This is a genomic window from Aliidongia dinghuensis (assembly GCF_014643535.1).
Lineage (GTDB): Bacteria > Pseudomonadota > Alphaproteobacteria > ATCC43930 > CGMCC-115725 > Aliidongia > Aliidongia dinghuensis.
In genome coordinates, this window is the sequence record NZ_BMJQ01000009.1 from 200,239 (window position 1) to 214,733 (window position 14,495).

14 protein-coding genes are annotated in these 14,495 nt (G+C 67.7%); 6 read left to right on the forward strand and 8 right to left on the reverse strand.

Going from position 1 to position 14,495, the window contains the following annotated elements; all coding sequences use genetic code 11:
- Window positions 1-2 precede the first annotated feature (2 nt).
- On the reverse strand, window positions 3-554 hold the full coding sequence (rfbC, locus tag IEY58_RS18175) for a dTDP-4-dehydrorhamnose 3,5-epimerase (RefSeq protein ID WP_189048322.1): 552 nt from the start codon (window positions 552-554) through the stop codon (window positions 3-5).
- A 160-nt stretch (window positions 555-714) separates the two neighbouring features.
- On the reverse strand, window positions 715-1,620 hold the full coding sequence (gene gcvA, locus IEY58_RS18180; RefSeq protein ID WP_189048324.1) for a transcriptional regulator GcvA: 906 nt from the start codon (window positions 1,618-1,620) through the stop codon (window positions 715-717).
- A 21-nt stretch (window positions 1,621-1,641) separates the two neighbouring features.
- Between gcvA and IEY58_RS18185 the strand changes: the two genes are divergently transcribed.
- Window positions 1,642-2,442 (forward strand): class I SAM-dependent methyltransferase, encoded by an 801-nt coding sequence (locus IEY58_RS18185; protein WP_189048326.1) that lies wholly within the window; start codon window positions 1,642-1,644, stop codon window positions 2,440-2,442.
- On the opposite strand, the gene IEY58_RS18190 is transcribed toward IEY58_RS18185, so the two are convergent.
- Both IEY58_RS18190 and IEY58_RS18195 read right to left on the reverse strand, forming a co-directional pair.
- Window positions 2,430-3,410 carry a GDP-mannose 4,6-dehydratase gene (locus IEY58_RS18190; protein WP_189048328.1) on the reverse strand — a complete coding sequence of 327 codons (981 nt, stop codon included), beginning with the start codon at window positions 3,408-3,410 and terminating at the stop codon, window positions 2,430-2,432. The genes IEY58_RS18185 and IEY58_RS18190 overlap by 13 nt on opposite strands.
- Window positions 3,411-3,493: 83 nt before the next feature.
- Entirely contained in the window at window positions 3,494-3,994 is a 501-nt protein-coding gene (locus tag IEY58_RS18195; RefSeq protein WP_189048330.1) for a hypothetical protein, read from the reverse strand.
- 404 nt (window positions 3,995-4,398) lie between these two features.
- Here IEY58_RS18195 and IEY58_RS18200 point away from each other — a divergent pair, with 404 nt between their 5' ends.
- The 3 genes from IEY58_RS18200 to IEY58_RS18210 all read left to right on the forward strand — a co-directional run bounded on the left by IEY58_RS18200 (window position 4,399) and on the right by IEY58_RS18210 (window position 9,121).
- Window positions 4,399-5,517 carry a trypsin-like peptidase domain-containing protein gene (locus IEY58_RS18200; protein WP_189048332.1) on the forward strand — a complete coding sequence of 373 codons (1,119 nt, stop codon included), beginning with the start codon at window positions 4,399-4,401 and terminating at the stop codon, window positions 5,515-5,517.
- A 138-nt stretch (window positions 5,518-5,655) separates the two neighbouring features.
- Window positions 5,656-8,385, forward strand: a complete 2,730-nt coding sequence (locus IEY58_RS18205) for a sensor histidine kinase (protein WP_189048334.1) — start codon at window positions 5,656-5,658, stop codon at window positions 8,383-8,385.
- Complete coding sequence (locus tag IEY58_RS18210; RefSeq protein WP_189048335.1) at window positions 8,375-9,121, forward strand: response regulator; 747 nt, start codon at window positions 8,375-8,377, stop codon at window positions 9,119-9,121. Before IEY58_RS18205 ends, IEY58_RS18210 begins: the two co-directional genes overlap by 11 nt.
- 16 nt (window positions 9,122-9,137) lie before the next feature.
- On the opposite strand, the gene IEY58_RS18215 is transcribed toward IEY58_RS18210, so the two are convergent.
- The 4 genes from IEY58_RS18215 to IEY58_RS18230 all read right to left on the reverse strand — a co-directional run bounded on the left by IEY58_RS18215 (window position 9,138) and on the right by IEY58_RS18230 (window position 12,288).
- Window positions 9,138-9,932 (reverse strand): DUF2182 domain-containing protein, encoded by a 795-nt coding sequence (locus tag IEY58_RS18215; RefSeq protein ID WP_189048337.1) that lies wholly within the window; start codon window positions 9,930-9,932, stop codon window positions 9,138-9,140.
- A gap of 18 nt (window positions 9,933-9,950) precedes the next feature.
- Window positions 9,951-10,553 (reverse strand): DUF1326 domain-containing protein, encoded by a 603-nt coding sequence (locus IEY58_RS18220; protein ID WP_189048339.1) that lies wholly within the window; start codon window positions 10,551-10,553, stop codon window positions 9,951-9,953.
- A 160-nt stretch (window positions 10,554-10,713) separates the two neighbouring features.
- On the reverse strand, window positions 10,714-11,739 hold the full coding sequence (locus IEY58_RS18225; protein ID WP_189048341.1) for a DUF3667 domain-containing protein: 1,026 nt from the start codon (window positions 11,737-11,739) through the stop codon (window positions 10,714-10,716).
- Window positions 11,740-11,805: 66 nt separating this feature from the next.
- The gene (locus tag IEY58_RS18230; protein ID WP_189048343.1) at window positions 11,806-12,288 is read right to left on the reverse strand and encodes a hypothetical protein; all 483 of its coding nucleotides are present in this window, start codon (window positions 12,286-12,288) and stop codon (window positions 11,806-11,808) included.
- Between the two features lie 139 nt (window positions 12,289-12,427).
- On the opposite strand from IEY58_RS18230, the gene IEY58_RS18235 reads away from it, so the two are divergent.
- Both IEY58_RS18235 and rfaE1 read left to right on the forward strand, forming a co-directional pair.
- Window positions 12,428-12,997 (forward strand): D-sedoheptulose 7-phosphate isomerase, encoded by a 570-nt coding sequence (locus tag IEY58_RS18235; protein WP_189048548.1) that lies wholly within the window; start codon window positions 12,428-12,430, stop codon window positions 12,995-12,997.
- Between the two features lie 3 nt (window positions 12,998-13,000).
- Window positions 13,001-14,485, forward strand: coding sequence for a D-glycero-beta-D-manno-heptose-7-phosphate kinase (rfaE1, locus tag IEY58_RS18240; RefSeq protein WP_189048345.1), 1,485 nt, complete (start codon window positions 13,001-13,003; stop codon window positions 14,483-14,485).
- Window positions 14,486-14,495: the final 10 nt, after the last annotated feature.

The window sequence follows — 14,495 nt, forward strand, 5'->3', positions numbered from 1 at the left end:
ACTCAGCCTCCGAAACGGAAGATCGGCTCGGCGTCCTTGAGCCGCGGCAGGCGGCGGTCCTTGTCGGACAGGATCGCTGCACCCGGCGCGACCGGCCATTCGATCCCGAGATCCGGATCGTCCCATAGGATGCCGCGATCGCGCGCCGGGCTATAGGGCGCGCTCACCTTGTAGAGGACCATCGTATTCGGCTGCAACGTGCAGAAGCCATGGGCGAAGCCGACGGGCACGAACATCTGCGTCAGGTCCTCGGCGCGGAGCTCCACCGCGACCCACTGCCCGAACGTCGGCGAGCCGTGGCGCAGGTCGACGGCGACATCCAGGATCGCCCCCTGCACCACCATCACCAGCTTGTCCTGTGCGTCAGGCGGCTCTTGATAATGCAGCCCGCGGATAGTGCCGACTTCCGCCGACAGCGACAGGTTCTCCTGAATGAAATCGACTTGCGGCAGCCATTCCGAGCGAAAGATTTCGGAGAAGAAGCCGCGATGATCGCCGTGGATCTTCGGTCTTACAACCTTGACGCCGGGAAGCCTCGTATCGACGATTTCCACAAATCTCTCCAAGGCACCAAATAATAAGCAAACAGCCACAAAATATTGCAGACCCTAGCCGGCCGGCGATGGTGTGGCGCAACGAACATTCAATCTCGTCGAGGTTTAGCCGAATTGGCGCGGCGTTGGCTATCGCATTCGCACAAAGAGCGCGCCGTATTTAGTCGGCGTGCGTCTCCTCGCCCACCTCGCTCAGAAGCCATTCACGAAAGGCCGCGACCCGCTTCAGCTTCGCCTTGGACGGATGGCGCACCAGGAAATAGGCGCCCTCGAGCGCCAGGATGCGGGGGAAGGGTTGGATCAACCGTCCGGAAGCGAGTTCCTCGCCGACGAGCGCCGGATCGATCACGGCAACGCCCAGCCCCTGCAAGGCGGCCTGGATGACGAAATTCCGCGTCTCGAACACGGGGCCGGCACGCGGGTCGAGATCCTCGATCCCGGCCTCGTGCAGCCAGATGCGCCAATGGTCGGCCCGCAGGCGGGCATGGAGCAGCGTATACGCCCGCAGATCCTCCGGCCGTTCGAGCGGCGGCCCCTTGGCGATGAGCGCCGGGCTGCACACCGGCGTCAGCCGTTCGGTGAACAGGCGGTCGGCCAGCAGGCCCGGCCAATCGCCGCGGCCGAACCGGATCGCGCAATCGATGTCGCCGCGCGCGAGGTCGACCAGTTCGACCGAGGTCGAGAGTCGCACTTCGATGTCGGGATACGCTTCGTTGAAGTGGCCGAGTCGCGGCAGCAGCCAGCGCATGGCGAAGGTCGACAGCATGCTGACCGTGACGACGCGGCTCTCCGGCCGCGGCCGAACCGCGTCCACCGCCTGCGCGATGCGCTGGAACCCGTCGGTGAGGCCGGCGAGGAGCGCCGTCCCCGCCTCGGTCAGGACGAGCCCCGAGCGCCCCCGCCGGAACAACGGCAGTCCCAGATCTTCCTCGAGCTGCCGCACCTGCCGGCTGATGGCCGACGGGGTGACGGCGAGCGCGTCTGCCGCCGCGGTCACGCTCAGGAGCCGACCGGCGGCCTCGAAGGCCTTGAGCGCGTTCAAAGAGGGTAAGCGAGGTTGGCGCATGGATGGAGATTTTCTCAAACCATGCCGCAAGTAAAGTCCTTTGCCGCCCACGGCTTCGTGGGCGTGATATGCGCGAAACACTCAATCGAGGAGAACGATATCGTGGCCGAGCACGCCGATGCCGCCAAGAAGTTCGATCCGTCCCGCGCGGCCGCCTATGACCGGCAGGCTCGGCTGGCGCTCGCCGGCTATGAGGCGATGCACGAGCTCGCCGCCTGCTGCCTCGCCGCCGCCCTCGGCTCGGGCGGCGCGCGCCGGCTGCTCCTAGCCGGCGTCGGCACCGGACAGGATGTCGCCACGATCGCTGCGCTCGAGCCCAGCTGGCGCTTCACCGCGACCGATCCCTCCCCGCCGATGATCGAGATCGCCCGCAGCCGGCTGGATGAACTCGGACTGCTCGACCGCACCGAGCTTCGTCTCGGCCTGGTCGCCGATCTGCCGGAGACGCCGCACGACGGCGCCACGCTCATCGGCGTGCTGCACCATCTGCCGGATGCCGCGAGCCGCGCCGGGCTACTGGCCGACATCGCCCGGCGCCTGGCACCGGGCGCGCCCTTGGTCCTGGGCGGCAACTATCGGACCTATGACAGCGAGCCGCTGCTCCGCGCCGCCTGGCGCGAGCGCTGGCGCCAGCATGGTGTCGCCCCCGAAGAAGCCCAAGCACAGTTCGAGCGGATCACCGGCGGGGTCGTCCCGCCGGCGTCCGAGGCTGAAGTCCTGGATCTGCTGGCCGAAGCCGGCTTCGGCCGGGTGACCCGGTTCTTTCAGAGCCTGTTCTGGGGCGGCTGGATCGCGTTCAGAAACGCCGATCAGGCCTTGTGATAGTCCCGGTACCACTCGACGAAACGCGGAATGCCCTCGTCGATCGAGGTCGTCGGCACAAAGCCGAAGTCGCGTTTGGTCGCCTCGATGTCGGCGAAGGTCTCGGGCACGTCTCCCGCCTGCATCGGCTTGAACTGGATCTTCGCCTCTCGGCCGCAAGCCTGCTCGATGACGCGGATGAAGCGCAGGAGGTCTTCGGAGTTGTTGTTGCCGATGTTGTAGACGCGGTGCGGCGGCGTCTTGCCATCGTCGGCCGGCGGCCGGTCGAGACAGGCGACGACGCCCGACACGATATCGTCGACATAGGTGAAGTCGCGCTTCATCTGGCCGTTGTTGAACACCGGGATCGGTTCGCCGGCCAGGATCGCCTTGGTGAAGATGAAGGCGGACATGTCGGGCCGGCCCCAGGGCCCGTAGACGGTGAAGAAGCGCAGGCCCGTCGCCGGCAGCCGATAGAGATGGCTGTAGCAATGGCCCATGAGCTCGTCCGCCTTCTTGGTCGCGGCATAGAGCGACAGCGGCGCGTCGACCGGATCCTCGATCGCGAACGGCAGCTTGGTATTGCCGCCGTAGACCGAGGAGGAGCTGGCATAGACCAGGTGGTCGAGCCGCTTCAGATGGCGCGCGAGCTCCAGGATCTCGAGGAAGCCCACGACATTGGTGTCGACATAGGCGCGCGGGTTCTCGAGCGAGTAACGCACGCCCGGCTGGGCCGCCAGGTTGACGATGCGCGTGATCTCCGGATGGCGCGCCGCCAGCCCGGACATCGCCGCGCGGTCGGCAATGTCCATGCGCAGGAACGAGAAGCCCGGCTTGCCGGAGAGGCGGGCGAGCCGCGCCTCCTTCAGCTGGACGTCGTAATAGTCGCTCACCACGTCGAGACCGATCACCGCCTCGCCCCGCGCGAGCAGGCGCTCGCTCAAGTGATAGCCGATGAAGCCGGCGGCACCGGTCACAAGAATCGCCATGTCATTCCCTGGGGCGTGGTCGAAAGTTCCGGCACTCTATCGAGATCGCCCGGCCCAAGAAACCCCGCTGCGTTTTCTGGAGCTTAGTGCACCGACGCGTGCTCTGCCGCCGCCTCATCGGCGAAGACGGACTCGTCACGCGCATCGTCGGCCTGCAGACAGGCAAGGAGGTCTTCGCAAGTCGGCGCCGCATGCAGCGCCTCGATCAGCCGGTCGACGAGCATGAAGGCGGTATGGAGCAGTCCGGTGATGTCGGGCGCGTCGGCACCGTAGATGACGCAGGTCTCGGCGGCGGCGATCATGATCGTCTCCGTCTCGACCGCGCGCGGGCCCGGTACGGGCAAGGCGGCCGGCTGCTCCCGTTCGCCGGCGCGTGCTGCGCGCAGGCCACGGATGATCAGGCGATCGCGAATAGCGCCATCGAGCAGCGACACCATCGTGTAGCCGCCGACCTCCTCGATCGCCGACCGGACCCGCTTCAGCGCGGCGATCAGCCCATGGGCGACGTCGCCGACCGAGGCGCGTCGATGGGCGATGGTCAGGCTGTGATCGATCACGGGTTCGATCATCTCGATGAAGCTCATGACAACGGTCCTCGTCTTTCTTTTCAGGCGGGCGGCGCATGCCGCGCAATCTCAGGCAGCGACGTGGCAAGTTCCGGGCCGCGCCGAAACATCAAAGCAAGCCATTGATCTGTATTGGAATTCCAAGAGGGCGCCTGACGTGGGCTCGCACCGGAGCTGCCCGGGGGCCCAATTCGATCCGGCAAAAACTGCCGACGCGGCAAGAGGCCGCCGGTTTCGCCCGTAATGGCGGAGCGCTCTTACGGGAGGTCGCGGCCTCGATCGCTCGTCTCGGCGCCGCCTTGCCCGAGCGCCCGCCCGCCCCGCACGCGCAATCGCGACAACGCGATGGCTTGACAGGAGCCTAACGGTGGCCCGAGACGTTCACTCCCGTGAACGCTCAATCGGTTTGAAGGCCTCGCTTTATGACTGAGTTTCCGCGCCGGCTTCTCGCCGGCTTTGCGCTCGGCGCCATTCTCGTCGCCGGCACCCCAGCGTTCGCCGCGTTTCCGAGCGCACCCGACGGGCCGGCACCGACGGTTGCCCCCGTGCTGCGCCAGGTGACGCCGGGCGTGGTCAACATCGCCGTGCAGGGCCGGGTCCGCGTCAACAACCCGCTCTTGGCCGACCCGTTCTTCCGGCAATTCTTCAACCTTCCGAACGGGCCGGTCGAACGCCGGACCCAGGCGAGCGGCTCGGGCGTCATCGTCGACGCCGAGAAGGGCTATGTGCTGACCAACAACCACGTGGTCGAGAACGCCGACGTCATCGACGTGACGCTTCGCGACCGTCGGACGATCCGCGCCCGACTGGTCGGACGCGACCCGCAGACCGACATCGCCGTGCTGCAGATCAAGGCCGACAATCTCGTGGCCGTCCCCATGGGCGACAGCGACAAGAGCGAGGTCGGCGACTTCGTGCTGGCGATCGGCAACCCGTTCGGGCTCGGCCAGACGGTCACCTCCGGCATCATCTCGGCCTTGGGCCGCTCGGGCCTCGGCATCGAAGGCTTCGAGGATTTCATCCAGACCGACGCAGCAATCAATCCCGGCAATTCCGGTGGCGCGCTGGTCGATCTCAAAGGCCGGCTCATCGGCATCAATACCGCGATCCTGGCGCCGGCCGGCGGCAACGTCGGCGTGGGATTCGCCGTGCCGATCAACATGGCCAAGTCGATCATGGAACAGCTGCTGCGCTACGGCTCGGTCGAGCACGGCCGGATCGGCGTGAGCGGCCAGGACATGACCGCGGAGATCGCACGCGGCCTCGGCACGGGCCGGATCGACGGCGGCGTCGTGACCGCGATCGAGCCGGGCTCGCCGGCCGACCAGGCGGGCGTCAAGACCGGCGACGTCATCGTTGCGGTCGATCACGAGCCGGTGCGCAACTGGATGAGCGTGGTGAACCGCATCGCGCTTGCCCGCGTCGACCAGGACGTGACCCTGACCGTCGACCGGCGCGGCTCGGTCCAGGATCTGCATGTCACCGTTGCGCCTGCGGCCACCCGCCCGCGCCAGGCGCGCGGCAGCGAGGATTACCAATAAGCCGGACCAGGCTTTTGATGGGATTTTGATGCGGGACGGCGGAATGCCGTCTCGTATTTTCATGCGCCTTCGCGCATGTCTCGAACCATACCGGCCGGTATCTCACCTAAGCGGCTCGGTTTGAGATAAAATTCCCTTATGTCCGACCCCGCCGACCGCGACCAGAGACCCGATCCCGAAGCCCTGCTCGCCGCGGCGGAGAAGGAAGGGCGCGGACGCCTCAAGATCTTCCTCGGCGCCGCCCCCGGCGTCGGCAAGACCTACGAGATGCTGAAGACGGCGCAGAAGCGCCATCAGGAAGGCGTCGACGTCGTCGTCGGCATCGTCGAGACCCACGGCCGCAGCGAGACGGCGGCCCTCGTCGAAGGCCTGGAGGTCATCCCGCGCCGCCAGGTCGAATACCGCGGCCGCCAGCTCGACGAGATGGACCTCGACGCAATTCTGAAGCGCCGACCGAAGCTGGTGCTGGTCGACGAGCTTGCCCATACCAACGCCCCGGGCAGCCGGCACGCCAAGCGCTATCTCGACGTCGACGAGCTGCTCACGGCCGGTATCGACGTCTATACGACGCTCAACATCCAGCATGTCGAAAGCCTGAACGACGTCGTGGCGCAGATCACCCGCATCCGCGTGCGCGAGACGCTGCCCGACAGTTTCCTCGACAAGGCCGACGAGATCGAGGTGATCGACCTCACGCCCGAAGACCTGATGGAGCGGCTGCGCGAGGGCAAGGTCTATGTCCGCGACCAGGCGCAGCGCGCGCTCAAGCATTATTTCTCGCCCGGCAATCTGACGGCGCTGCGCGAGCTCGCCCTGCGCCGGACGGCGCAGCGGGTCGACGACCAGATGCTGAGCTACATGCGCGAGCATGCGATCAGCGGCCCCTGGGCCGCGGGCGAGCGCATCATGGTCTGCATCAGCGAGGCGCCGAACACCCCTGGCCTCATCCGCTACGCCCGCCGCGTCGCCGACCGGCTGCGCGTCAAATGGACCGCGATCTATGTCGAGGGGCCACGCTCGGCGCGGCTGACCGAGCCCGAGCGCAACCGCGTCGCCGACCACATGCGCCTCGCCGAGAAGTTGGGCGCCGATCTCGCCACCATTCCCGGCAGCCGCGTCGTCGATCAGTTGATCGGCTATGCCCAGGCCAACAACATCACCCAGATCATCATCGGCAAGTCCGACCGCTCACGCTGGTTCGAGATCCTGCACGGCTCGGTCGTCCACGACCTGGTCCGCCGCGCCGGCTCGATCTCGATCCACGTCATGGCGGGCGACCCGATCGGCGAGCGCACCGACGGCGACGAGCTCGAGACCAAGGCAGCGCCGCGCCCGTTCGATCCCAAGCCCTATTGGCGCTCGGCGATCGCGGTTGCGGCCGCACTCGGTGCCGGGCTCGGCATCGACCAGGTGCTGCCCCTGCCCCTGCCGAACATCTCGCTCGTCTTCTTGACGGCCGTGCTGTTCGCGGCGGTGACGTCCGGGCTTGGCCCGTCGCTGTTCGCCGCCCTCCTGAGCGTGCTCGCCTACAACTTCTTCTTCCTGCCGCCGCTCTACACCTTCACCATCGCCGATCCGGCGAACGTGCTGGCGCTCGTCGCCTTCATGATCGTGGCGGTGATCGCCTCCAACCTCGCCTCGCGCACCCGCGACCAGGCGATCACGGCGGCCCGGCGCGCCAACACGACGGCCGAGCTCTATGCCTTCTCGCGCAAGCTCGCCGGCACGGCAACGCTCGACGACGTGCTCTGGGCGACGGCCTATCAGGTCGCCTTCATGCTCAAGGTCCGCGTCGTCATGCTGCTGCCGGACGGCGACGGCCGGCTCGAGGTGCGCGCGGGATATCCGCCGGAGGACGAGCTCGACGACGCGGATTTCGCGGCGGCGCGCTGGACCTGGGACCGGAACCACCCAGCCGGCCGCGGTTCCGATACGCTGCCGGGCGGCAAGCGCCTGTTCCTGCCGCTCCGGACCGGCCGCGGCGCCGTGGGCGTCATCGGCATCGACCGGGACGCGCCCGGCCCTCTGCTGACGCCCGACGAGCGCCGCCTTCTGGACGCGCTCGCCGACCAGGCGGCCATTGCCATCGAGCGGACCCGGCTCGCCGAGGATATCGACGAGGCGCGCCTTCTGGCCGAGACGGAACGGCTGCGCTCCGCCCTCCTCACCTCGATCTCCCATGACCTCCGGACGCCGCTCGCCTCGATCATCGGCGCCATCACGTCGCTCCGGAGCTACGGCGAGCGCTATGGCGCCGAGACGCGCGGCGAGCTGATGGCGACCGTGCAGGACGAGGCCGAGCGCTTGAACCGCTTCGTCGGCAACCTGCTCGACATGACGCGGCTCGAATCGGGCGCATTGGAGCTCAAGAGCGACTATGTCGACATGAGCGAAATCGTCGGCACCGCGCTCGACCGCACGGCCAAGATCATGCACGGCCACCGGGTCGAGATCGATCTTGCGGTCGACCTGCCCATGGTGAAGCTCGACGCCGTGCTGATGGAGCAGGTGCTGGTCAATTTGCTCGACAATGCCGCGAAATACGCGCCCGTCGGCACCACGGTCAAGCTCGAGGCCAGGCACAACGACGATGAGATCGTGATCGACGTCGTCGACGAAGGCCCCGGCATTCCGCAGGACGCGCTCGAACGCGTGTTCGACAAGTTCTACCGCGTCCGCCAGGGCGATCGGCAGCGCGCCGGCACGGGCCTCGGCCTCGCGATCTGCCGGGGCTTCGTCGAAGCGCTCGGCGGCCGGATCACCGCGACCAACCGGACCGATCGGGCCGGCGCCATCCTTCGCATCACCTTCCCCAAAGCGCTCGCCGCAAGCGTCGAGCTGCTGGTCGGAGCCGACCATGAAGTCTAGCAATGCCCGTGTGCTGATCGTCGACGACGAGCCGCAAATCCGCCGCTTCTTGCGCACCAGCCTGACCGCGCAGAACTACGAAGTGATCGAGGCGGTCGACGGCGCCGAGGCGCTGAAATTCGCCCAGCGCGAGAAGCCCGACCTCATGATCCTGGACCTGGGCCTGCCCGACATCGACGGCATTGAGGTCATCCGGCGGCTGCGCGACACGGACGCGAGCGCGCTGCCGATTGTCGTGCTGTCGAGCCGGTCCGATGAGAAGGTCAAGGTCGAGGCGCTCGACCTTGGCGCCGACGACTACATCACCAAGCCGTTCGGCATGGAGGAGCTGACGGCGCGCGTGCGCGCGGCACTTCGGCACCGCCTGCACGTCCAGGGCGTGGCCGCAGCCATCGTGACCGGCGACTTGCGTATCGACCTGGTGCAGCGGCTGGTCAGCCGCGCCGGCGAGCCGATCAAATTGAGCCCCAAGGAGTTCGACATCCTGCGCATGCTCGCGACCCACGCGGGCAAGGTGCTGACCCACCGCTTTCTGTTGCAGGAGGTCTGGGGCACGGCCAATGCCGAGGACGTGCAGTATCTGCGCGCCTTCATCCGGCTGTTGCGCCAGAAGATCGAGCCGCAGCCCGACCGGCCGATCTATGTCGTGACCGAGACCGGTGTCGGATATCGCCTGAAGATGCTCGACGAGATCCCGATCCCGCAGACTCCACCGGGCAACGTCGAGACGGACTAGACCACGGGCACGACGCTCAGGCCACGAGGTTCGCGGCAAGGATCAGCGCGGCCCAGCCCATCAGGACCATGCCGAGTGGACGGCCGAGGCGCCGGCCCCAGGCGGCGTTCTTCTCGACCGCCATGATCGCGCCGAGCAGGAGCATCCAGCCGACATTGCCGGTGCCCACGACGAACATCAGCAGCATCAGCGCCCAGCAGCACCCGACGCAGAAGATCCCATGATGCAGCCCCAGCCGGAACGCCTCGCGCCGGGGTGCCAGGCCGTGCCAGTGCTGGATGATGAAGCCCAGTGGCGTACGGCATCGATCGAGACAGCGATATTTCAGCGTCGTGAACTGGAATGCGCCGGCCGCCGCCAGCACCCCGCTGCCGATGAGCCAGCCGTGCCCGATCAGCCATGGCGTTCGCTGCACGGCCCCGTGCACAGCCAGATCGAGGAGATGCGCGGCGAGGCCGAAGCCCGACCAGGCCAAGAGATAGCCGGCGATGAGCAGGGCCACCAGTTCCCAGGAGGTCGAGCGTTGCGCCACCAGCGCATTGAAGTGCCGCAGCAACGGCAGGGTCGTCGGCAGCATCATGGCCGCGACCATCAGCAGCCAGCCGCCGGCATAGAGCAGACCCGGCAGAAGTGCGTCACCGGCCGGCAGCGCCCGGCAGATCTGGGCGGCGAAGCCGATCTCCGTCCACCGGCCGTGATCGAGATAGCGGCCATAGGGGCTCTGCTCCCACAGCAGGAGCGCGATCCAGGCCGTGCCGATCAGGCCGCCCATGATCGGCACGAACCAGTCGGCGCGCCTCAAGCCCCGCATCGGCGCCTCGCGGTGTGATCAAGCGTCGAAGACGAAGGTGCTTTGCAGGGCGTTGTGTCCGGTGAGTGCCAGATCATGGCCGAGGGCCGCGTGCTTCGAGCGGTAATGCGTTGCCTTGCCGACGAACACCGGCGCACCCGGCACCGTGGAGAAGATCGTGTTGGCGAGCACCGTCGTAGACCCGTCGGGGCCCAGGTAGGGCTCCAGCTCCGCCGAGCTGACCTCGCCGATCTTCATCGTGCCGCGGCCCCCATCGACCTCAAACGTGATGGGTACACGCTCGACGCCGACGACCTCGCCCACCAGCTTGGCCAGTTCGGCGACCGGCCCGCCGAGCTGCCCGGTATAGACCTTGAGCAGCGCCTCCTGCTGCGCGTCGGAGGCGCCGTCATCGATATAGACCGCGACCCGGAAATTGCCGGCGAGGACATTGCCCGGTATATGCGAGACGAGCGCGATAGTCCGCCCGGCGACATCGACCCCCTCGATCTGGCCCAGGTCGAAGTGATAGGCGAGCGCCGAATCGCAGGTGCCGTTATCGGGGTCTTCACCGATCCAGCACGGGCACAGCACACGGCAATCGCAGACCTCGAGCAGACGTCCCTCCAGATGGTACGCCATGTTGCGTCCTCCCATCGCTGATCGTGATGTCCGGTGCGGCCCCAGAGCGGCCAAGGGCTCCGCAATCCCATGCTACCGCCATTCCGCCGCTCGACCTAGGCGCTCGTATTCCGCCGCCTGGTCGCGCCTGCACCGCGACAGGATCAGAGTGCCGCCGCGTTCAGGCTCCGCCCGGCAATGTCGAGACGCCGTAGACCAGCAGGGCAAACACGTCGATCACCAGGCTGAGGCCGTAAATGCTGCCGATGACGCCGAGCTTGACCGCAGCCCAGAGCCAATGGCCGGGATAGGTCCTGAGATAGGCCAAATAGCTGTAGACCGAGAAGATCAGGAACAAGGGCCAGCCGAGCGCCAACCCGGGCCAGGCGAGCCTAACGCCGATCACCAGGAATCCAGCCACGAACAGGAACGCCTGCCAATGCAGCGCGAAGGCGACGTGGTCGACGAAATAGAGCCCGCGCCCGCGGCCGAAGACCGCCAGCAGCAAGGCCGTGAACGGCAGGGTCACGATGAACAGGCGCGGCAGCCATTCATCCAGCACCGGGTTGAGCGCACGCGGATGGGCCAGCATCAGCGAGAACCCATCGGTCAGCCGCTGCGTGAAATCAGCGAGCTTCTGCGCATCGGCCGAATCCTTGGCGATATCGCTGTCGAGCTTGAGATGCGCGCGGACCGCATCCGACAAAGGCTCGCCGTCACGCGACGGGCGCAGGAACTCGATGACCGGACCGTCGGAGTGCACCGGCCCGTCGGATTGCGCTGTCCCGGGCACCGGCTCCTGCCACGCGCTTCCCTCCGCGAGCGCCGCCAGCGCCTGCTGCGGGATATGGAACTGGATCATGGCGAAGCCGGACAGCCAGAGCGTCAGGAAGAAGGCGAAGCTCGCAAACAGGTAGAGCCGGATCGGCGAGACGAAGCGCACCCGTCGCCCCTCGATGAAGGCGCGCGTCAGCACGCCCGGGCGGAACAGCAGCGCGGCCAGCGTCATCATCATCTTGCCGTCTAGGAACAGGTGATGCTCGATCAGCTCGCGAACGATCTCGACAAGCGAGCGGCTGTGATCGTGCCGGCTCTGGCCGCAATGACCACAGAAGCGCTGGTTAACCTCAGCCGAGCAATTCGGGCAGTGCACGACGGCCGCCCCGCCGGCCAGGGCCGGAATGGATGGATGATGGGGCGGCGTCATCTGGAAGCGCATGGCGGCGAAGGATAATCGGCGCCGCGGCGCGAACGCAACGACGGGGACAGCCAGCTACCGCGGATCCTCAAGCGACGGCATCCGGACGGCGCCGATCGCGGAATGCACGCGCATTCCAGCCGTCATCCGGTCGTCGGGCGGGAGCGTGCCGACAACCGCGTCCGCCACGGCCGGCCGGGCGGCCGGCACCACGACCGAAACCGCCGTCGCGATCTGGGCCGCCGAGGTCGGGCTGGCAACGGCCGCCGCACCGGCGAGCTGCGGCGCAATTTCGGGCGCGTTACCGGCGGCAGCGGCCGCGATGCGCGCCGCAAGGTCGGGTCGTTTGGTAACCGCGATGACGACGATCTCGACCCCGATCATGGGATTGCCGCCGACCAGCTGGCCGATCGCCTCCGGATCGCCGCCGTCGATCGCCCGATCCAGCGCGCGCTCGACCGAGGCCGGCAAGGGCCGGTCCGCCGCGAGGACGCTGGGAGCCGACACGAGACAGGCGAGAGACGCGATCCGAAGCACTGTTGCGACCCTGCCCACCATGTCCCTCCCCGCGGCAAAGATGGCACGCAGCCCCACCATGGCATGGCTGCGGATTGACCGGTTGTAGATCGCCAGCGAACCAGCGTGTATATCGACCGGCAGCCGACCTCAAGTTTGGAGCGCGATCAGCGTGGCATCAATGGGCTATTTCCTCGAAGAGTTCGAGGATCATTTTCAGGCCGTTCAGGCGGCCCGCGAAAGTTTGGCCGTCCCCTTCTCCAAGCTGCTCGCCGCCTCAGTCGCCGCCATCCGCGGCGGCAACAAGATCATGCTGTTCGGTAACGGCGGCAGTGCCGCCGACGCCCAGCACATCGCGACCGAGCTCACTATCCGCTACATCAAGGATCGCGCGCCGATCGCCGCGATCGCGCTCACGACCGACAGCTCGGCCCTGACCGCGGCCGGCAACGACCTGGGCTTCGACGAGATCTTCGCCCGCCAGGTGGCCGCTCTCGGCAAGCCGGGCGACGTGGTCATCGGCATCACGACGTCGGGCACGAGCCCGAACGTGGTCGCCGCACTCAAGACCGCACGCGCCATGGGCATGGTGACGGCGGCGTTCACCGGCCGCGACGGCGGCGTCATGCCGACGCTCGCCGACATCCCGCTCATCGTCCCGGCCCAGAGCACGCGGCGCATCCAGGAGGTCCATATCCTGATCGGCCACCTGCTGTGTGGTGCGCTCGAAACCGAGCTCGGGCTGGTGTAGCGCATGACCTCGGTCAATCCCCTTTTGGACCGGATCGATCGGTTCACCGGCTGCACGATCCTGGTGCTGGGCGACGTCATGCTCGACGCCTATGTCTACGGCCATGTCGAGCGCGTGTCGCCGGAAGCGCCGATCCCGGTGCTGCGGATCGACAAGCGGCGGGAAATGCTGGGCGGCGCCGGCAATGTCGCCCGCAACGTCGCGGCCTTGGGCGCGCGCGCGGTCCTGATCGGCGCCGTGGGCGACGACGAGGCCGGCCGCCAGGTCGCGGCCGCCCTGGCCGAGACGGAGGGCAGCCAGATCGACGGCCGGCTGGTGATCGACCGCGATCGCCCGACGACGCGCAAGACCCGCTTCGTCTCCGGCGCGCAGCAGCTGCTGCGCGTCGACGAGGAGATCGCCCGGCCGGTCGCGGGCGCCGCCGCCGACGCCGTTTTGGCGCGCTTCCGCGAAGCGCTTGCCGAATGCGACCTCGTCATCCTCAGCGACTATTCCAAGGGCGTGCTGAGCGACGCCGTGCTGACCGGCGCCATCGCCGCGGCACACGCGGCGGGCAAGCGCGTCATCGCCGATCCGAAGAGCCGGGACTTCACACGCTATCGGCACGTCGACGTGCTGAAGCCGAATCGGCTCGAGATCACCCAGGCGACCGGCATCGACTGCCGCGACGACGCCACGACCGAACAGGCGGGCCGCGCGGCGCTCGCGACCGCCGAGGCCGGCGCCGTCGTGGTGACGCGCGGCGCGCACGGCGTCTCGATCATTCCGAAGGACGGCACCGCCGTGCATCTGCCGACGCTGGCGCGTTCGGTGTTCGACGTGTCGGGTGCCGGCGACACGCTGGTTTCGTGCCTTGCGGTGGCACTCGCCGCCGGTGCCGACCTGGTCGAGGCGACCGAGCTCGCCAACGCCGCGGCCGGCATCGTCGTCGGCAAGGCCGGCACCGAATGCGTGACACCGACGGAACTATCGCAGGGCCTGCATCTGGGCGCGCTCATCGAGACCGACCGCAAGATCGCGACCTTGAGCGGCGCGCTCGACCAGGTCGCGCGCTGGCGCGCCGCCGGCCTGCGCGTCGGCTTCACCAACGGCTGCTTCGACCTGATCCACCCGGGCCATGTCCGCTTGTTGGGCCACGCGCGCGCCGCCTGCGACCGGCTGATCGTCGGGCTCAACACCGACGCCTCGGTCAAGCGGCTCAAGGGACCGGAACGGCCGATCCAGAACGAGGTCGCGCGCGCCACGGTCATGGCGTCGATCGGCGCCGTCGACCTGGTCGTGCTGTTCGCCGAGGACACGCCGCTCGCCATGATCGAGGCGTTGAAGCCCGACGTGCTCATCAAAGGCGCCGACTATCGCATCGACCAGGTCGTGGGCGCCGACGTCGTGCAGTCCTATGGCGGCAAGGTCGTGCTGGCCGAGCTCGAGGCCGGACAGAGCACGACCGGGACGATCGGCAGGATCCGCGACGCGGGCGGCCGCCTCTGAGACGCAAGCG